18 protein-coding genes and 1 pseudogene are annotated in these 17,071 nt (G+C 69.9%); 12 read left to right on the top strand and 7 right to left on the bottom strand.

The genetic code is table 11. The annotated features are described in order from the left end of the window. Positions 1–154 precede the first annotated feature (154 nt). Genes ACFVUT_RS31210 through ACFVUT_RS31240 form a run of 7 tightly spaced genes read left to right on the top strand, consistent with a single transcriptional unit; the run spans position 155 to position 6,060 of the window. Complete coding sequence (locus ACFVUT_RS31210; RefSeq protein WP_389656234.1) at positions 155–1,075, top strand: VOC family protein; 921 nt, start codon at positions 155–157, stop codon at positions 1,073–1,075. 31 nt (positions 1,076–1,106) lie between these two features. Then, a complete protein-coding gene (locus ACFVUT_RS31215) occupies positions 1,107–2,555 on the top strand; it encodes an NAD-dependent succinate-semialdehyde dehydrogenase (RefSeq protein WP_389656231.1) in 1,449 nt (482 codons plus the stop codon). A 5-nt stretch (positions 2,556–2,560) separates the two neighbouring features. Beyond that, positions 2,561–3,358 (top strand): fumarylacetoacetate hydrolase family protein, encoded by a 798-nt coding sequence (locus ACFVUT_RS31220; RefSeq protein ID WP_389656227.1) that lies wholly within the window; start codon positions 2,561–2,563, stop codon positions 3,356–3,358. Then, positions 3,355–3,726 carry a VOC family protein gene (locus ACFVUT_RS31225; RefSeq protein WP_389656224.1) on the top strand — a complete coding sequence of 124 codons (372 nt, stop codon included), beginning with the start codon at positions 3,355–3,357 and terminating at the stop codon, positions 3,724–3,726. Before ACFVUT_RS31220 ends, ACFVUT_RS31225 begins: the two co-directional genes overlap by 4 nt. 25 nt (positions 3,727–3,751) lie before the next feature. Beyond that, complete coding sequence (locus ACFVUT_RS31230; RefSeq protein ID WP_389656221.1) at positions 3,752–4,537, top strand: alpha/beta fold hydrolase; 786 nt, start codon at positions 3,752–3,754, stop codon at positions 4,535–4,537. After that, positions 4,534–5,004 (top strand): heme-binding protein, encoded by a 471-nt coding sequence (locus ACFVUT_RS31235; protein WP_389656218.1) that lies wholly within the window; start codon positions 4,534–4,536, stop codon positions 5,002–5,004. The genes ACFVUT_RS31230 and ACFVUT_RS31235 overlap by 4 nt, the downstream gene beginning before the upstream one ends. 3 nt (positions 5,005–5,007) lie before the next feature. Continuing rightward, positions 5,008–6,060, top strand: coding sequence for a methionine synthase II (cobalamin-independent)-like protein (locus tag ACFVUT_RS31240; RefSeq protein WP_389656215.1), 1,053 nt, complete (start codon positions 5,008–5,010; stop codon positions 6,058–6,060). 92 nt (positions 6,061–6,152) lie between these two features. Here ACFVUT_RS31240 and ACFVUT_RS31245 read toward each other — a convergent pair whose 3' ends face one another. Beyond that, positions 6,153–6,440, bottom strand: coding sequence for a putative quinol monooxygenase (locus tag ACFVUT_RS31245; RefSeq protein ID WP_389656212.1), 288 nt, complete (start codon positions 6,438–6,440; stop codon positions 6,153–6,155). A 256-nt stretch (positions 6,441–6,696) separates the two neighbouring features. Between ACFVUT_RS31245 and ACFVUT_RS31250 the strand changes: the two genes are divergently transcribed. The 5 genes from ACFVUT_RS31250 to ACFVUT_RS31270 all read left to right on the top strand — a co-directional run bounded on the left by ACFVUT_RS31250 (position 6,697) and on the right by ACFVUT_RS31270 (position 13,274). Continuing rightward, positions 6,697–8,145, top strand: a complete 1,449-nt coding sequence (locus ACFVUT_RS31250; RefSeq protein WP_389656209.1) for an aldehyde dehydrogenase family protein — start codon at positions 6,697–6,699, stop codon at positions 8,143–8,145. Between the two features lie 94 nt (positions 8,146–8,239). Then, a complete protein-coding gene (gene lhgO, locus ACFVUT_RS31255; RefSeq protein ID WP_389656206.1) occupies positions 8,240–9,451 on the top strand; it encodes an L-2-hydroxyglutarate oxidase in 1,212 nt (403 codons plus the stop codon). Positions 9,452–9,577: 126 nt separating this feature from the next. Continuing rightward, on the top strand, positions 9,578–10,438 hold the full coding sequence (locus tag ACFVUT_RS31260; protein ID WP_389656203.1) for an amidohydrolase family protein: 861 nt from the start codon (positions 9,578–9,580) through the stop codon (positions 10,436–10,438). An 11-nt stretch (positions 10,439–10,449) separates the two neighbouring features. Then, entirely contained in the window at positions 10,450–12,159 is a 1,710-nt protein-coding gene (locus ACFVUT_RS31265) for a thiamine pyrophosphate-dependent enzyme (RefSeq protein ID WP_389656200.1), read from the top strand. 20 nt (positions 12,160–12,179) lie between these two features. Continuing rightward, a complete protein-coding gene (locus ACFVUT_RS31270; protein WP_389656197.1) occupies positions 12,180–13,274 on the top strand; it encodes an Ldh family oxidoreductase in 1,095 nt (364 codons plus the stop codon). A 444-nt stretch (positions 13,275–13,718) separates the two neighbouring features. Here ACFVUT_RS31270 and ACFVUT_RS31275 read toward each other — a convergent pair whose 3' ends face one another. The 6 genes and pseudogenes from ACFVUT_RS31275 to ACFVUT_RS31300 all read right to left on the bottom strand — a co-directional run bounded on the left by ACFVUT_RS31275 (position 13,719) and on the right by ACFVUT_RS31300 (position 17,055). Further along, complete coding sequence (locus ACFVUT_RS31275; RefSeq protein WP_389656194.1) at positions 13,719–14,270, bottom strand: cyclophilin-like fold protein; 552 nt, start codon at positions 14,268–14,270, stop codon at positions 13,719–13,721. Then, on the bottom strand, positions 14,270–14,443 hold the full coding sequence (locus tag ACFVUT_RS31280; RefSeq protein WP_389656191.1) for a hypothetical protein: 174 nt from the start codon (positions 14,441–14,443) through the stop codon (positions 14,270–14,272). The genes ACFVUT_RS31275 and ACFVUT_RS31280 overlap by 1 nt, the downstream gene beginning before the upstream one ends. Positions 14,444–14,527: 84 nt before the next feature. Further along, positions 14,528–15,514, bottom strand: coding sequence for an aldo/keto reductase (locus ACFVUT_RS31285; RefSeq protein WP_389656188.1), 987 nt, complete (start codon positions 15,512–15,514; stop codon positions 14,528–14,530). Positions 15,515–15,550: 36 nt separating this feature from the next. Then, positions 15,551–15,730: pseudogene (locus tag ACFVUT_RS31290) on the bottom strand (SDR family oxidoreductase); the annotation flags it as partial. A 36-nt stretch (positions 15,731–15,766) separates the two neighbouring features. After that, complete coding sequence (locus ACFVUT_RS31295) at positions 15,767–16,624, bottom strand: aldo/keto reductase (protein ID WP_389656185.1); 858 nt, start codon at positions 16,622–16,624, stop codon at positions 15,767–15,769. Continuing rightward, a complete protein-coding gene (locus ACFVUT_RS31300) occupies positions 16,621–17,055 on the bottom strand; it encodes a cupin domain-containing protein (RefSeq protein ID WP_389656182.1) in 435 nt (144 codons plus the stop codon). Before ACFVUT_RS31300 ends, ACFVUT_RS31295 begins: the two co-directional genes overlap by 4 nt. Between the last annotated feature and the right edge of the window lie 16 nt (positions 17,056–17,071).

Below are 17,071 nucleotides of genomic sequence, written 5' to 3' on the forward strand. Positions count from 1 at the left end.
TGACCGGGCATCGGCCGGGCCGACCGGACGCGCAAGAAACGCTTGCGATACCTGCGCGACCAGGCTGTTGATGCGGCCGAGCAGCCGTTCCTACGATCGCCGGTATCCGGTGGCCGCTCACGTCCCGCAGGTGAGACCCGTCAAGTGAGGAACCATGGGAATCCAGAGAATCGAATCGGTCACCTACAGCATCGACGACCTCGCCGCATGCGGACGGTTCTTCGACGACTTCGGTCTCTTCCTGGTGGAGAGGACCGACGAGCACGCGGTGTTCGAGACGCTGACCGGACAGACGCTCCGGCTCGACACCCGACCGCACGCGCTGCTCCCGGCGCCGGTCGAGTCCGGACCCACCCTGCGCGAGGTGGTGTGGGGCGTCGACACCGGCGAGGAGCTGGACCGGCTGGTGAGGGAGGCCGGCCGTGACCGCGAGGTACGGGCGGACGCCGCCGGTGTGCATCACACGGTCGACGAGAGCGGATTCGGGGTCGGACTCACTCTCGCCCGGCCCCGGTCCGCGGACGCCACCCCCCGGCCCGCCAACGCGCTCGGCAGCGTCAGCCGCTGGAACAGCGCCCTGGACGCCATCACCCGGGTACGCCCGCTGCGGATGTGCCATGTGGCACTCAACATCCGCAAGCAGGGCAAGGAGGAGGCCGTCGCCTTCTACGTGGAGCGACTCGGCTTCCGCCCCACCGACGTGGTCGAACCCATGGGCGTCTTCATGCAGGCCCCCGGCGACGACGACCAGCACACCATGCTGCTCTGCCACCGCCCCGACCGGGCAGGCGTCAACCACATCGCCTACGAGGTTCCGGGCTTCGACGACGTCATCGAGGGCGGCAACCACATGATCCAGCAGGGGTGGCGAGAGGCGCGCCGGCTCGGCCGGCACACCGTCGGCTCGAACATCTTCCGCTTCGTGCACGCGCCCTGCGGAGGACGCGTCGAGTACGCCGCCGATATGGACCGGGTCGACGACACCTACGAGACCCGGGTGCACGAGACGACCCCGCCGCACCACATCTGGACGCTGCGCACCAACCGTGAAGCGCCGGACGCATCGGCCTCCTGACCACCAACACGCCAGCCTGGAAGGGCACTTCATGACCACCGACCACGGCTACCCCACCGTCCGCATGTACATCGCCGGCGAGTGGTGCCAGGGCGGAACCGGCCGCACCGCCCCCGTAGTGAACCCGGCCACCGAGACGGCGGTCGGAGAAGTACCGCTCGCCACCACCGAAGACCTGGACCGCGCTCTCGACGCCGCCACCGAAGGCTTCACGGTGTGGCGGAGGACGCCCATAGCCGAGCGCACCGCCCTTCTGCATGCCGCCGCCGACCTGCTCACCGAGCGCAGCGCGACGATCGGCCGGATCATGACCCTGGAGCAGGGCAAGCCCCTCGCGGAGGCCACGGGGGAGGCCCGTCGCGTCGCGGACACCCTGCGCTGGCACGCCGACGACGCGCGCCGCGCCTACGGCCGCATCATTCCCTCCGCGCCCGGCACCCTGCTCTCCGTGCGCCGCGATCCGGTCGGCCCGGTCGCCGCGTTCGTCCCGTGGAACTTTCCCGCGGGCGGCCCGATGCGGAAGATCTCCTCGGCGCTGTCGGCCGGCTGCTCGATCATCATCAAGGCATCCGAGGAGACGCCCGCCACCGCCGCCGCCCTGGTGCGCTGCTTCGTGGACGCGGGTCTGCCCGCGGGGGTGCTGAACCTCGTCTTCGGCGAGCCCGCCGAGGTGTCGGCCCACCTGATCGCCTCCCCGGCCATCCGTCTCATCGCGTTCACCGGCTCCGTCCCGGTCGGCAAGCTGCTGGCCGCCGAGGCCGGCAAGGTCATGAAGCCCTCGCTGATGGAGCTCGGCGGCCACGCCCCGGTCATCGTGTGCGCGGACGCCGACCCGGTCGGGGCCGCCCGCAAGGCCGCAGGGGCGAAGTTCGCCAACGCCGGCCAGGTGTGCACCTCACCCAGTCGCTTCCTGGTCCACGAGAGTCTGATCGACGTCTTCACCGCCGAGTTCGTGAAGGCCGTGGAGAACCTCGTCGTCGGCGACGGCCTCGACGAGGGCACGACCATGGGACCGCTCGCCAACGAGCGGCGGCTCCGGGCCATGCAGCGCCTGACCGCCGATGCTGTCGGCCGTGGCGCCACGGTCCGTACCGGCGGCGAACGTCCGGACCGCCCCGGCTACTTCTTCGCCCCGACCGTCCTGACCGACGTACCGGCGGACGCCGAGCTCATGCACGAGGAGCCGTTCGGCCCGCTCGCGCCCCTCGTGCCCTTCACCGACCTCGACGAAGCACTGGCCACCGCGAACGCACTGCCGTACGGTCTCGCCGCCTACGGCTTCACCGAGTCCGCCGCCACCGCCGAGCGCCTGGTGCGCGAGCTGGAGGCCGGGATCCTCTCCCTCAACCACTGCGGCGGCTCCGTCCACGAGGCCCCTTCCGGCGGCGTGAAACAGAGCGGTTACGGCCGGGAGGGCGGGCCCGAGGCCCTGGACGCCTACCTGGTCACCAAGCGCGTCTCCCATCTGCTGGCGGGCTGAGGTGCATGAGGTACACCCGCGTCTCGGTCGCAGGACAAGCGCTCTGGGGCCAGGTGGGGGAGGGGAACATCGAGTTGCTGTCCGCGTCCCCCCTCACGGGCGAGCCCACCGTCATCGGCACGGTGCCCCGGGCCGACGCGACCTGGCTGCCCGTGGTCGATCCGCCCGTGTTCTATGCCGTCGGCATGAACTACCCGCGGCACATCGAACACGCAGCCGCACTCGGCAACGCCGCAGCCGTACTGCCTGACCGCCCCGAGGTGGGATACCGGGCCAACAACGCCCTGACCGGGCACGGCTCGCCCATCGTGAAGCCGGCCGGCGTCGAGGGCAGGTTCGAGGCCGAGCCCGAACTCGTCGCCGTCATCGGCCGCACCCTGCGGTACGCCACGTACGAGGAGGCACGCGAGTCGGTCTTCGGCTGGACGATCGGAAACGATGTGAGCGCCCGCTCCTGGCAGCACCAGGACCGCACGTTGTGGCGCAGCAAGAACAGCGACACGTTCAAGCCGATGGGGCCCTGGATCGAGACGGACGTCGACGCCCTGGCCCAGACGACGACACTGCGCGTCAACGGTGAGGTGCGCGCGGCCTTCCCCACCGGTGACATGGTCTTCGACCCCTTCGACCACATCGTCGAGATCACCAAGCACATCACCATGCACCCCGGTGACGTGCTGTGGATGGGCGCCGAGTCCACCTGCCCGATAGAGCCCGGGGACACCGTGGACATCGAGATCAGCGGCATCGGCGTCCTGTCCAACCCCGTCCGATCAGAAGACACCGAAAGGCAGCAGCGATGAGCAACGCCCCCCGCTACATCCACCACGTCAACTTCCCCACCACTGACCCCGACCGGACCGCCGAGTGGTACGCCAAGGTCTTCGGGATGAAGCGGATCATGCCCAAGTCCAACACCCGCGTGGTGCTGATGACCCGCGGCAATTTCGACCTGCACTTCACACCGGTGGAGGTGATGGAGCGCATGGCGCCCTACCACTTCGCCGTCGAGGTCGACGACTGGGACGACTTCCTCGCCCATATGAGGGAGTTGGGCATCCGGCACACCCGCCCCGTCGAGCGGCCCGAGAACCAGTCCAAGTTCTGCTACATCCACGACCCCGACCACACCATGATCGAGCTGGTCTTCCACGGCAAGCGCCCGAACTGACCCGTCACCACCAGGAGTTATCCACATGCCTTTCGTCGACTCCGACGGCGCGTCCCTCTACTACGAACGCCACGGCAGCGGCCCCGCGATCCTCTTCGTGCACGGCAGCGGTGGCAACCACGCCGCCTGGTGGCAGCAAGTGGCGGCACTGCGCGATGAGTTCACCGTCGTCACCATGGACCTGCGCGGCTTCGGCAAGTCCGACTCGTCCATGCCCGAGTTCGACGGGCAGGACTTCCCCGGTGATGTGGTCGCCGTCCTGGACGCCGAGGACCTCACCGACACCATGCTGGTGGGACAGTCCATCGGGTCGGTGGCCGCCCTCCGCGCAGGTCTGCTCCGCCCCGACAGGGTCGGCTCCGTCACCCTCGGCCACTCCCTCGGCGGCATCAGTAACCCCGAGCTGACCGAACTGGCCGCCGCCGACCGGGCGGAGGCGGTCAAGCTCCCCGTCATCGACCGCCTGCTCACCAAGCGGTTCCAGCAGGAGCGCGCCGATCTCACCTTCCTGTTCCAGCAGATGGGCACCTTCAACGTCGCCAAGATGGCCGACCTGCGCAATCTCGATGCGGGCGGCCCGTCCCTGGACGACATCCGCGACTCGGACGTCACGGTGGCCTTCCTGTCCGGGGAGAAGGACGCCGTGCTGAGCGTGAAGACCGTGACCCGCGCCCACGAACTGCTGCCCGGCTCGCACCTGGCAGTCGTCCCGGACGCCCCGCACTCCATGTACTGGGAGGCGCCGCACCAGTACAACGCGGCCGTCGCCCACCTGCGCCGCACACTCACCGCACAGAAGGAAGCCGCATGAGCAGCCTCAGCCTCGACGCCGCGGAAGCGATCATCGACGCCGCACTGAAGCGTTCCGGGTCGATCGGGAAGGCGGTCAGCGTCGCCGTGGTCGACACCGGCGGCTTCGTGATCAGCGTCCGGCGCTCCGACGGAGCACGTCCCCTGACCCCGGACATCGCCCGTGCCAAGGCGTACACCGCGGCCGTGATGCAGCGGCCGGGCAAGATGCTGAAGAAGTGGCAGGAGAGCCAGCCGGTGTTCTTCTCCCAGCTCTCCCAACTGCCCTCGGCGGCCCTGCCGATCATGGCCACCGAGGGCAGCGTCACGATCAAGAAGGACGGCGAGGTCCTCGGCGGGCTCGGCATCGCCGGCGGCACCGCGGACGAGGACCAGCAGGTCGCCGACGAGGTGCTCGCCTCCCTCGGCTACGAGCTGGACTTCGACGCATGGGGCGTCGCGGGCAAGCCCGCCGGAAAGGACGACTGAACCATGGCGGACACCTTCAACTACCGCATCGACCACCACGGCAGTCTGATCCGCCCCGCCTTCCTCACCGCCGCACGCGAGAGGGCCGCAGCCGGTGAGATCGACGCCGAGACCCTGCACCGGGCGGAGACCGAGGCGGTCGAGGAAGCGGTCGACTACCAGCGCAGACTGCGCTCCACCGTCGTCACCGACGGGGACTTCCCCCGCGAGGACTTCCGCAGCGCCGTCTTCGACGCCGTCTCCGGCTTCCGGCGCACCGGGCAGGACGCGGACGGCCTGCCCCGGTGGGTCGCGGAAGCCCTGCCCAAGGCCCACGGCCCGCTGCTCGCCGACTGGGCGGCGCGGCTCGCGGGGCTGACGGTGATCGCCCCGAAGGCATCGCTGCCCTCGCCCGCCTACCTCGCCGCCACCACCTTCGACCCCGAGCTCATAGCGGCGGGCGGCCCCGCCACCGCCCGTGAACTCGGCGAGGCCCTGGCGGAGATCATCCGTGCGGAGATCGAGCTGCTGGTCTCCCGCGGCGTCCGGCTGATCCAGCTCAACAACCCGCTGCTCCTCGGGCAGGTGGCGGCCGAGCCCACCCCCGGCGGCGCGCTCTCCTTCGAGGACACACTCGCCGTGGAGGCTCTGGCCGTCCCGCTCGACGGGCGCGGCCAGGGCGTGCGGATCGGCGTCAGCCCCGGCTGGGCGGCCCCCGCCGCGGTGGACCGGGCCAGGGCCGAGCGGCTGTACGGTCAGGTTCCGGCGGACCGGTGGGTCCTGCCGTACGACCAGGGCACCGACGCCGAACTCGACCTCCTCAAGGCGCTGCCGGAGGACCGGGACGTGTGTCTGGGCGTGGTGGACGCGACGGTGCCCGCACGTGAGGACATCGACACGGTGATGGCCCGTATCGACCTGGGCGCCGAGATCAAGGACATCGAGGACATGGCCGTCGCGCCGTCCCGCGGCTTCGCCGACTCGGCCGGCCGGCCGCTGCTGAGTGCTGAGGAGCAGCGCCGCAAACTGGTCCTGGTGGAGACCCTCGCCCGCTACTGCTGGGGCAACGAGTTCTGAGCACGAGGACTGCCGGGAGGCGCGCCCGCGCTTCCCGGCAGAGTCCTTCGCGGGATCAGCGCCACCCCGCGCCGGTCCCGACAGATGTGCTCTCAGAGGACCTCGGCGAAGGTGACGGAGCGCTCCGTCAGCAGCGGCCACACGCGGTCCACGATCAGTTCGCCGAAGTGGCCGGCGGCCTTGTGCGCATCGAAACCGGCGCGGTCCGTGTATTGCTCGTACAGCACGAAGCCACCCGGACGCTCCGCCTCGGCGTGCACCTCGTACGCCAGATTCGCCGGCTCGGCGCGGGTGTGCTCCCGCACCTTCAGCAGCACGGCACGCACCGTGGCCTCGTCGACGGGGTCACAGCGGTAGTGGGCGACGACTGCGTACGCCATGTGTGGTCTCCTCACGCTCTCACGGGTTCCGCGCGGCCCAGCTGGGGCACCGGTTCCCGACGGCACCGAAGATGCTCTCCGGACCGCTGATTCCAGCACGGATCATCCGCCCCGCGACCTACGCGCGGTGCAAGCAATGACTGCCTGTGCGGGGCTGGTGGCACCGCCCCGACATGGTGTGTTGTCGCATCCGGCCCTACCGCCGCTCTCCGCAGTCCGCGGAACCCGCACCGCGGCGGACGAAGGAAGTGATCCCATGCGTACCTTGGAAACCCTGTCCGGTGGGGAGTGGGTGACGACCGGTGAGTGGATCGATGTGCATGACCCCTCGGATCTCCGCACACCCGTCGCCCGTGTTCCCGCGCTGAGCGCCGCCGACGTCACGCGCGCCTACGACCACGCCGAGCAGGGCTTCGCTGTGTGGAAGCGCACCGGCCCGTTCGAGCGCGCCCGGGTCATGACGGAGGCCGCCCGGCTGTTGCGGGAGCGCGTCGCGGAGATCGCCGACGACCTCAGTACGGAGATGGGCAAGACCCGGGCCGAGGCGACGGGCGAGACCGTCAAGGCCGCCGACTTCCTGGAGTACTACGCGGGCGTCGCCCGCCAGGGCTACGGGACGCTCCTGCACGACGCCCGCCCGGACACCCGCGTCAGCCACCAGCGCGAGCCGCTCGGCATCGTCCTGGCCATCACGCCGTGGAACGACCCGCTCATCACGCCCGCCCGAAAGCTGGCGCCCTGCCTCGCCGCAGGCAACGCGGCCGTCCTCAAGCCCGCCACCGACACTCCGCAGGCCGCCCTCCACTTCGCCCGCGCCCTGCACGATGCGGGCCTCCCCGCCGGCGTACTCAACGTGGTCACCGGCCGCGGGTCGGAGATCTCCGATGCGCTGATCTCCGACCCGCGCATCGCCGCGCTCACCTTCACCGGCAGCAACGAGGTCGGCGAAGGTCTGCGCGCGCGGCTCGCCGCACGCAACGTCCGCTTCCAGGGCGAGCTCGGCGGAAAGAACGCCACCGTCGTCCTCGCGGACGCCGATCTGAACGCAGCCGCCAAGGCCGTGGCCGCCGCGGGTTTCGCCCAGGCCGGCCAGCGCTGCACCGCCACCAGCCGAGTGATCGTCGAACGGCCGGTGTACAAGGAGTTCACCGGCCTGCTGCTCGCCGAGACCGCCGCGCTGCGCGTCGGCCCGGGCCTCGCCGAGGGCACCACGATGGGTCCGCTCGTCTCCGCGCGGCAGCGGGACGGGGTGCTGTCCGACATCGAACGCGCCGTCCGTCAGGGCGCGTCGGTCCTCACCGGCGGTGACAAGCCGGCCGACCAGGCGCTGCACCACGGCTGTTACGTCAACCCCACCGTGCTGGGCCAGGTGAGCCCGGACATGGACATCTGGCGTGAGGAGGTGTTCGGCCCCGTCGTCGCCCTGCTGCCGGTGGACTCCTTCGAAGAGGCCGTCGAGGCCGTGAACGACTCCGTCTTCGGTCTCGCGGCTGCCGTGTTCACCCAGAGCCTGGGCGCCGCCCACCGATTCGCCGACGAGGCCGAATGCGGCCAGATCGCGGTGAACACCACCACATCGGGCTGGGACGTGCACCATCCCTTCGGCGGCTTCCGCGCGTCCGGCTCGCCGTTCAAGGAGCAGGGCGAGGAGGCCCTGCGCTTCTACACCCGCGTCAAGACCGTCGCCCTTCATTTCGGCTCCTGACGCGGGCAGTTCGGCAAGGAGAGCGCGGGCAGCCCGGCATGCAGTGCGCGGGCAGCCCGGCAAGGAGAGACAGAGCAGAGAGAGGAGGATGCCCATGGCTGACGAGACGATCTGCGTCGTCGGCGCAGGCATCGTCGGTCTGGCCACGGGCCGCGAGATCGCCCTGCGCCGCCCCGGCACCCGTGTCGTGGTGCTGGAGAAGGAGCGGGAAGTCGCCGTCCACCAGACCGGTCACAACTCCGGCGTGGTACACGCCGGCATCTACTACAAGCCGGGCAGCCTCAAGGCCCGCCTGTGCACCCGCGGCATGGGAATGATCCGCGAGTACTGCCAGGAACGCGGCCTGCCCCACGAGGAGTGCGGCAAGCTGGTCGTCGCCGTCACCGACGACGAAGTGCCGCGTATGGAGGCGCTGTACGCCAACGCCCTGGAGAACCGGGTGCCCGGCGTGCGCAGGGTCGGTGCGAGCGAGATCGGCGAGATCGAGCCGCACGCGGTGGGCAAGGCGGCCATCCACTCCCCGCGCACCGCCATCACCGACTACACCGCCGTCGCCATGGCATTCGCCCAGGACATCGAGGACGCCGGCGGCGAGGTGCGCACCGGTTCCCCGGTCACCCGTGTGACCCGGCGGGCGGGCGGCGGGGTCGAGGTCGTCGCCGGCGGTGAGAGGCTCGACGCGGACCGTCTGATCCTGTGCGCAGGGCTGCAGAGCGACCAGGTCGCCCAGCTCGCCGACGACGGCGACGAACCGCGGATCGTCCCGTTCCGCGGCGAGTACATGGTGGTCCGGCCGGAGAAGACGCACATGGTGCGCGGTCTCGTGTACCCGGTTCCCGACCCGCGGTACCCCTTCCTCGGCGTGCACTTCACCCGCCGGGTCGACGGCGGGGTGGAGATCGGCCCCAACGCGGTCCTCGCCTTCGCCCGCGAGGGCTACCGCCCGTCCGACATCGACCTGCGCGAACTCGGCCGCATCGCCGCCTTCCCCGGCTTCTGGCACCTGGCCAGGGCGCACTGGCGCACCGGCATCAAGGAGATGCGCGGCTCACTGTCGGTACGGGCCTACATGCGGGCCGCGGAGGTCTATGTGCCGGGCATCCACGCCTCGGACGTGGTGCGCGGCGGAGCCGGGGTGCGCGCCCAGGCACTGGGCCGTGACGGCTCCCTCGTGGACGACTTCGCCATCCACCGGATGGGCGACATCACATCCGTCCGCAACGCCCCCTCGCCGGCCGCCACGTCATCCATGGCCATCGCGGAGCACATCATCGACACCGTCTTCGAGGATGCCTCCGCAAGCTGACACGCGCCGCGCGGGGCGGCTCCCGCGCAACTAGTGCTTGCATCCCCAGCTCTCGGCAAGGCCGCGCCGCTCGCCTAGCGTTCCCACCACCCCACCCCTACCGCTCTTGAGAGAAAGAGGCACACCATGTTTGTTGTCGACACCCAGATCCACATCTGGAAGGCAGAGACTCCGGACCGCCCCTGGATCCCGGGTGCGCGCGAGCGGATCCGCCTCAACGGCCACCGCGAGGACCCCTTCTCGTACGAGGAGGCCCTTGAGCTGATGGACGAGGCAGGCGTCAACCGGGCGCTGATCCTTCCCCCTTCGTGGGAGGGCAATCGCATCGACTACGCGCTGGAGGCATGCGAGGCGTACCCGGACCGCTTCGGCATCATGGCCCGCGTCCCGCAGGACAACGAGGCCGAGGGCACGGCCATGCTGAAGGACTTCGCCCAGAACCCGCACATCAAGGGCACTCGCCTCACGTTCCACCGGCCGCAGGACCGCAACTGGATGATCGACGGCACCAACGAGTGGTACTGGCCGATCGCGGAGGAACTCCGCATCCCCACCATGGTGCATGCGCCGATCTGGAAGCGTGAGCTCGGCGAGATCGCCGCCAGGCACCCCGAGCTGAAGATCATCATCGACCACATGGGCATCATGGCCCGCTGTGTCGACGACGCGATCGGCTACTGGGTCTCCGAGACCGCCGACCTGCACCAGCACCCCAACATCTACGTCAAGGTCTCCGCACTGCCGGGCTACTCGACCCAGCCCTTCCCGAACAGGAACATCGAGAAGTACGTGCGCGAGATGGTCGACAAGATGGGCCCGCAGCGCTGCTTCTACGGCACCGACATCACCCGCCTGCTCGGCCACGGCATCACCTACACCGACACCATCGAGCAGTTCACCAAGCACTACGACTTCACCGCCGACGAGCTCGAATGGATGATGGGCCGCGGCATCAGCGAGGTCCTCAACTGGCCGATCGAAGGCTGAGGAACACCGAGATGACGGATACCAAGAAGACTCCGGGCGCCGACGGCGGGGACGCCGTCGTCTCGGCCCTCAACGCCGTCGGTGCCGACTACATCTTCTGCTCGTCGGGGTCCGAGTGGGCCCCGGTGTGGGAGTCCCTGGCCCGGCGCCACCGGGACGGTGAACCGGCGCCCCAGTACCTGGACCTCACCCACGAGACCGTGGCAGTGGGCATGGCCACCGGCTACGGCCTGGTCGCCCGCCGCCCGCAGGGGGTACTCCTGCACGCGGCCCCCGGGCTGCTCCAGGGCTCGATGGCGGTGCACGGTGCGCTGCTCGCCGGCGTCCCGATGGTGGTCACCTCCTCGGAGTCGAGCACCTACGGCGACGGCCCCGGGCAGGACCCGGGCGGCCAGTGGTACCGCAACCTGTCGATCGTGGGCGGTCCGCACCACGTCGCCCAGCCGTTCACCAAGTGGTCCAACGAGGCCGCCGGCGTGCACACCCTGCCCACGATGATCACGCGGGCGGCGGAGCTGGCCTGGCGGGCCCCGGCGGGCCCCGCCTACCTCAACATCCCGCTGGAGATCCTGCTGGAGGAATGGGACGGCCGCGAGGCCAGACCCCTCGTGCCGCCGGGCTCCACGCACAGCTCGCCCGAAGAGGTCGATCGCGCCGCCCGGATGATCCGCGAGGCGAAGAACCCCGTGATCGTCACAGAGACCGCAGGCCGCGAAGCCGGCGGCTTCGAAGCCCTTGTCGCCTTCGCCGAGGCGTGGAACATCCCGGTCGTCGAGCCCGACTCGACCGTGTGCGGCAACTTCCCGCGCACCAGCCCGCTGCACGCGGGCAGCGACATCGGACCGTGGATGGACGAGGCCGACCTGATCCTCCTCGTCAACTGCCGTGCCCCCTTCTACCCGCCGAGCCGACGCCCCACCCACGCCGAGGTCGTCGTCATCGACGAGGTGCCGCAACGACCGCACATCGCCTACCAGGTGCTGTTCGCGGACCAGTACCTGGAGGGCAACGTCCCCCATACCCTGCGCCAGCTCACCAAGCGGGCGAAGGACCTCGACGCCACCGCCGTCACCACGCGGCGCGCGGCGCAGGAGCAGCGGTACGCAGACGAGCAGGCCGCGATCGCCGCCGCCGAGGCGAACGCGGAACAGGCCGAGGGCATCGACCCGGTGCTGGTCGCCGCGACGCTGCGCAAGATCCTCGACGGCCGGGACGGGATCGTCGTCGACGAAACCATCACCCACAGCCGCGTCGTCAAACGACACGTCCGGACCTCCCGCCCCGACTCGTACTTCTACGTGCAGGGCGGACTCGGCCAGGGCATCGCGGTGGCGCTCGGCGTCAAACTCGCCGCCGGGGAACGCCCCGTGGTGCTCACCGTCGGCGACGGAGCATTCGCGTACAACCCGGTGATCCCGTCGTACGACGCCTCCAGGACATACGAACTGCCGCTGCTCATCGTCGTGTTCAACAACCGCGTGTACAAGTCGATGAACCTCAACCACCGCAGGTTCTATCCCGAGGGCGCGGCGGCCGAGACCGGCGAATGGCTCGGCACCGACCTGCACCGGCTGCCCAGACTCGCGGCATTCGCCGAGCCCTTCGGAATGCACACCGAGACGGTCGACACGTCCGACGCCCTCGCGCCCGCTCTGGAGCGCGCCCTCAAGGCCGTGGCGGACGGCACCACCGCCGTCGTCGACGTCCTCGTCACCCGCTGACCCAGGAGGCACCCGCCACCATGAGCGACACCCCCACCCCCAAGCCGGGGAAGGTCCTGATCCCCGCCGGGGACCTGCGCACCTTCTCCGCGGCCCTTCTCGAAAAGGGCGGCCTCAGCCCCGAGCGCGCGCGGACCACCGCCGACGTCGCCGTATGGGCGGCGCTGCGCGGGGTCGAATCCCACGGCATCGCACGCGTTCCCGCCTACCTGGACCTGCTGGCCAAGGGCATCGCCAACGCGGACGCACAGATCGAGATCGAGTCCACCGCACCGGCCACCGCCGTCCTGGACGCGGACCGCGCACCCGGCCCGGTGGCCCTCACCGCAGCAGCGGAGGAGGCAGTGGCCCGGGCCAGGTCCTGCGGCGTCGCTGCCGTGGGCGTGCGCCGCACCGTCCACACCGGCGCCATCGGCTACTACGTGTCGAAGATCGCCGAGCAGGGCCTGATCGGCATCGCCTTCGTCGCCGGGATGCCCAACATGGGCTACACCGGGGTCAAGGGAGCCGCAGTGGCGACCAGCCCGCTCGCTGTCGCCGTCCCGGCCGGCAGCCACGCCCCGCTGCTCCTGGACATGGCTACCGCCACCATCGCGCTCGGTAAGATCCGCCAGGCCAAGGCGAGTGGCACTCCGTTGCCGGAGGGAGCCGCCGCGACCGGCGACGGAACTCCCACCACGGACCCGGAGAGGGCGGTCATGCCGCTGCCGCTCGGCGGTGCCAAGGGGTCGGGTATGTCGCTCGCCTTCGAGTTGCTGACGAGCGTGCTGGTCGGCGCGCCGATCTTCTCGGCGTTCCATTCGGATGATCCGCAGGGCCGCAAGCACCGTCAGAACGCCACTCTGATCGCCCTCGACCCGGCGGCCTTCGGCGACGCGGTCGCCTTTACCACCGCGGTCGATGCGGCCCTGGGCACCCTCAAGGGACTACCGCCGGCGGACGGTGCGTCGGGTGTGTTCTACCCCGGCGAGCGCAGTGCCGCAGTGGCGGTGGAGCGCGGCGAGGGCGGTATCCCGGTGGCGCCCAAGGTGTGGAGCCAACTACTGGAGAGGGCAGCGGAGTTCGGTATCGAACCTCCGGCGGAAACTGAGAGAGCTGACCTGCGCCGAGTGTGAGGGGACAGCTCAGGCATCGGTCTTCCTGCCCGCTGTCAGGCATGCGTGATGCGCGTTCTTCGGCGGACCCGAGGAGACGCCTGACAGCGGGCCGGGGGCAGTGGCCTGCCAGGAACACGGAGTGCGGAACACGGACACACGGAAACGGGGCGTGGAGGGGAAGCGGCGTTGCATCCCGTGTGACCGGAGCCGCGGAGCTTCGGATAAGGAACTCTCGTAGGGTCGGCCGCCTCTGGCGATCCGCGTACGAACGCGTCGCCTCGCGCCCTGTGGGTCGATAAGAACTCTTGTTCTTGTCCTGGCGTACTTTTGTTCCTATGGCAGGGATGGGAGCCCCCCAGGGGTGGCCCGTGCCATCGGACCTTGACCGTTCGCCAACCTGTCCGGCGCTCTTCCCTCGGTGAGAGGTCCGGTGGGCAGGAGGATCTGCCGGACGAGAGCGGCTCAGCGGGCGGCGGTGATGGTGACCTCGAAGTCGCCGCTGGGGCGGGCGAACTGTTCCATGCCGCTGGCGAATTCGCCGATCTTGACCAGGCCGTCAGCGTGGTGGAAGTCCTTGTAGAAGATGGCCAGGTTGCCCCAGGGCGCGTAGTACGTCAGGTCTCCGGCCGTGGCGGCGGTCCCCGTGGGGGAGCCTGCGGTGGTCAGTTTCTGGGGCAGTTCGCTGACCTTTTCCGTGCCGGCGTAGTCACTGAGGTTGAGTGTCAGCGGCAGCAGGCCGGCGAAGTCGCGGGCGGCGGCGCTGTCGTTCAGTGTGGCCTCGAAGGTTCCGGCGTCGGTGGTCATCCGGATCTTCATGATGTCCTTTCCCTCGGGTGCGGTGGCGGGCGGCAGCACTGTGGCGGAGGTGTGGCCGGTGGCGGTCGGCCCGGGCCCGGGCGCGTCCTGGCCGGTGTTGGTGGTGCAGCCTGCCGCTGCAAGGACGGTGGCCGCCACGGCGGCGGGAAGAGCAGCGCGGGGCGCACGGATCCGGGCCCGGGCCCGGGCCGATGGCATCAGGTGTCCATCGGTGAGGCGTAGTGCCGGAAGCCGCCGCGCTGCTTGTGAAGAGGCCACAGGGTGTCGGCCAGGCGTACCGGGTCGGTGTGCGGGTCGCCGGTGGCGATGGCGCCGGGGATGATCAGCTGGGCGACGTGCACGCCGTCGGTTGCCAGGCTCTCGTGGAGCATGCGCGCGTAGGCGTTCTTGGGCGCGACGCAGGAGGGCGCCGGGCGGTCGCCTTCAGCGGCTGCCCGACGCCCATGCCTGGTGTGTCAGCCGTTGACCAGGCTCATGTGGTGTTCGTTGTAGCGGTCTCCGTGTACACCGACGCTCGCGGCCAGAGCATTCAGCTCGGCGACTTCGTCGGCGGACAGTGCGACCTCGGTGGCGGCCGCGTTCTCCTGCACCCGTTCGATGCGGCGGGTTCCGGGGATGGGGACGATCCACGGGTGCTGGGCCAGGAGCCAGGCCAGCGCCACCTGCCCGGCTGTGGCGTCCTTGCTGCGGGCGAGGGTGGTCACGTGGTCGACCAGAGCCTGGTTCGCGGCACGGTTGTCCTCGCTGAACCGGGGGATCGTGCGGCGGACGTCCGCATCCGTGAAGGTGGTCGTCGCGTCGACCGTGCCGGTGAGGAAGCCCTTGCCGAGCGGGCTGAAGGGGACGAATCCGATGCCGAGTTCGGCCAGCGCGGGCAGGATCTCGGGCTCGGGGTCGCGGGTCCACAACGAGTACTCGCTCTGCACGGCGGTCACCGGGTGAACGGCGTGGGCGCGGCGGATGGTGGCGGCGGATGCCTCGGACAGGCCGAAGTGCCGTACTTTCCCGGCCGTGACGAGGTCGGCGACGGCGCCTGCGACCTCTTCGATCGGCACCTGGGGGTCGACGCGGTGCTGGTAGAAGAGGTCGATGGTCTCGGTGCGCAGGCGGCGCAGAGAGGCGTCGGCCACGCGCCGGATCTGTTCGGGGCTGCTGTCCAGGCCGGTCGTCTTCCCGTCTTCGATCCGCCAGCCGAACTTGGTGGCGATCACCGCCCGGTCGCGTACCGGCGCCAGCGCCTCGCCCACCAGTTCCTCGTTGACGTAGGGGCCGTAGACCTCGGCGGTGTCGAAGAACGTGACGCCGCGTTCCACGGCGCCGCGCAGGACGGCGATCATGTCCTGCCGGTCACCCGGGTTGGGACCGTAGGACTGGGACATGCCCATCGCGCCGAGCCCGATGGCGGAGACGTTCAGGCCCTGGCCCAGGGTGCGCGTATGCATCTCAATTGCTCCTCGCGTAGCAGGTAGGTGGTCGGGTCAGTGGGCGGTGAAGCCGCCGTCGACGGGCAGGGCGACACCGATGACGAAGCTGGCGGCGGGGCTGCACAGCCACAGCACGGCGGCGGCGATCTCCTCGGCGGTGCCGAGACGGCCGATCGGCTGCTGCTTCATGATCTCGACCATGGCCTCGGTCTGGCCTTCGAGCATGCCGGCGACGGCCGACCCGTGCCGAGGTGGCCCTCACGTCTGGCGTCACTTGCCGCTGTAGACAGGGAAGGCGCTGTGCTCGCCGTAGTCCACGTCCCGCAGGTCTCGCAGGACGTCCATGTCATCGCCGGAGATGTCGAAGTCGACCTCGGCGTTGGCCCGCATGTGCTCCGGGTTGGCCGTCTTGGGCAGCGACACGGCGCCCAACTGCAGGGTGTAGCGGATGCACAGCTGGGGGACGGACACGCCGTACTTCTCTGCCATTGCCTGGACTTCGGCGTTCTGCAGGATCGCGCCGTGGGCGATCGGCGAGTACGCCTCGACGAGGATCTGCTTGCTCTCGCAATAGGCCAGGAGGCCGGAAGGGGTGTTGCCGGCGTGCACGAGCAGCTGGTTCACGTGCGGGACGACGGTCGCGCCCTGCAGGATGTTCTCCAGGTCTTGCTGCTGGAAGTTGGAGACGCCGATGGACCGGATCTTGCCGGCCTGGTGGGCCTCCTCCAGGGCACGCCATGCCTCGCGGTTGCCCTGAGCGTAGTCGCCGCCGCGGAAGTCGTCCCACGGCTGCGGACTGTGGATCAGCATCAGGTCGATACGGTCCAGGCCCAGCTTCTCAAGCGAGCCGTCAATCGCGGCGAGTGCCTGGCCATAGTCCTTGATCTCCGCAGCGAGTTTGGTCGAGACGAACAGCTCATCGCGGGGCACTCCCGATGTGCGCACCCCCTCGCCGACGCCGCGCTCGTTGCCGTACGCCTGGGCAGTGTCGATGTTGCGGTAGCCGATCTCCACGGCCGCGCGGACCGCGTCAGCCGCCTGGTCGTCATCGATGAACCAGGTGCCGAGCCCCAGCCTGGGAATCTCGACGCCGTTGGACAGCGTGTAGGTTTCGTCCAGGATGGTCATGCGTTCGCCCCGTTCTTCGGCAGCGTGCCGTACACCTCGTCGGTGACCGGCTCGAGCCATTCGTTGCTGATGTCCTCGCCCGGCGTGATGAAGGCGACGTGGGAGAACCACGAGTCGGCCTTCGCCCCGTGCCAGTGCTTCGTGCCCGCCGGGACGCGGACCACTGTCCCCGGCTCCATGCTGACGGGGTCCTCGCCCTCGGCCTGGTACCAGCCACTGCCCGCCGTGCACAGCAGAATCTGATCCCCGCCACCGCCCGTGCCGTGGTGAATGTGCCAGTTGTTACGGCACCCCGGCTCGAAGGAGACGTTACTGACGGGAACGCTCCCCGAGGCGAGCGGAGCCAGGTAACTCTGGCCGATGAAGTACTGCGCGAACGCGTCGTTCTTCCCCCCGAGAGGGAAAATCTGATCAAAACCGTTGACAGCCATCTCGTTCTCTCCTTGA

It is taken from the genome of Streptomyces sp. NPDC058051 (assembly GCF_042885475.1).
Lineage (GTDB): Bacteria > Actinomycetota > Actinomycetes > Streptomycetales > Streptomycetaceae > Streptomyces.

Coding starts and splice junctions, on each gene's coding strand:
- ACFVUT_RS31210 (WP_389656234.1), top strand. CDS start 155: ATGGGAATCCAGAGAATCGAATCGGTCACCTACAGCATCGACGACCTC.
- ACFVUT_RS31215 (WP_389656231.1), top strand. CDS start 1,107: ATGACCACCGACCACGGCTACCCCACCGTCCGCATGTACATCGCCGGC.
- ACFVUT_RS31220 (WP_389656227.1), top strand. CDS start 2,561: ATGAGGTACACCCGCGTCTCGGTCGCAGGACAAGCGCTCTGGGGCCAG.
- ACFVUT_RS31225 (WP_389656224.1), top strand. CDS start 3,355: ATGAGCAACGCCCCCCGCTACATCCACCACGTCAACTTCCCCACCACT.
- ACFVUT_RS31230 (WP_389656221.1), top strand. CDS start 3,752: ATGCCTTTCGTCGACTCCGACGGCGCGTCCCTCTACTACGAACGCCAC.
- ACFVUT_RS31235 (WP_389656218.1), top strand. CDS start 4,534: ATGAGCAGCCTCAGCCTCGACGCCGCGGAAGCGATCATCGACGCCGCA.
- ACFVUT_RS31240 (WP_389656215.1), top strand. CDS start 5,008: ATGGCGGACACCTTCAACTACCGCATCGACCACCACGGCAGTCTGATC.
- ACFVUT_RS31245 (WP_389656212.1), bottom strand. CDS start 6,440: ATGGCGTACGCAGTCGTCGCCCACTACCGCTGTGACCCCGTCGACGAG.
- ACFVUT_RS31250 (WP_389656209.1), top strand. CDS start 6,697: ATGCGTACCTTGGAAACCCTGTCCGGTGGGGAGTGGGTGACGACCGGT.
- lhgO (WP_389656206.1), top strand. CDS start 8,240: ATGGCTGACGAGACGATCTGCGTCGTCGGCGCAGGCATCGTCGGTCTG.
- ACFVUT_RS31260 (WP_389656203.1), top strand. CDS start 9,578: ATGTTTGTTGTCGACACCCAGATCCACATCTGGAAGGCAGAGACTCCG.
- ACFVUT_RS31265 (WP_389656200.1), top strand. CDS start 10,450: ATGACGGATACCAAGAAGACTCCGGGCGCCGACGGCGGGGACGCCGTC.
- ACFVUT_RS31270 (WP_389656197.1), top strand. CDS start 12,180: ATGAGCGACACCCCCACCCCCAAGCCGGGGAAGGTCCTGATCCCCGCC.
- ACFVUT_RS31275 (WP_389656194.1), bottom strand. CDS start 14,270: ATGCCATCGGCCCGGGCCCGGGCCCGGATCCGTGCGCCCCGCGCTGCT.
- ACFVUT_RS31280 (WP_389656191.1), bottom strand. CDS start 14,443: ATGCTCCACGAGAGCCTGGCAACCGACGGCGTGCACGTCGCCCAGCTG.
- ACFVUT_RS31285 (WP_389656188.1), bottom strand. CDS start 15,514: ATGCATACGCGCACCCTGGGCCAGGGCCTGAACGTCTCCGCCATCGGG.
- ACFVUT_RS31295 (WP_389656185.1), bottom strand. CDS start 16,624: ATGACCATCCTGGACGAAACCTACACGCTGTCCAACGGCGTCGAGATT.
- ACFVUT_RS31300 (WP_389656182.1), bottom strand. CDS start 17,055: ATGGCTGTCAACGGTTTTGATCAGATTTTCCCTCTCGGGGGGAAGAAC.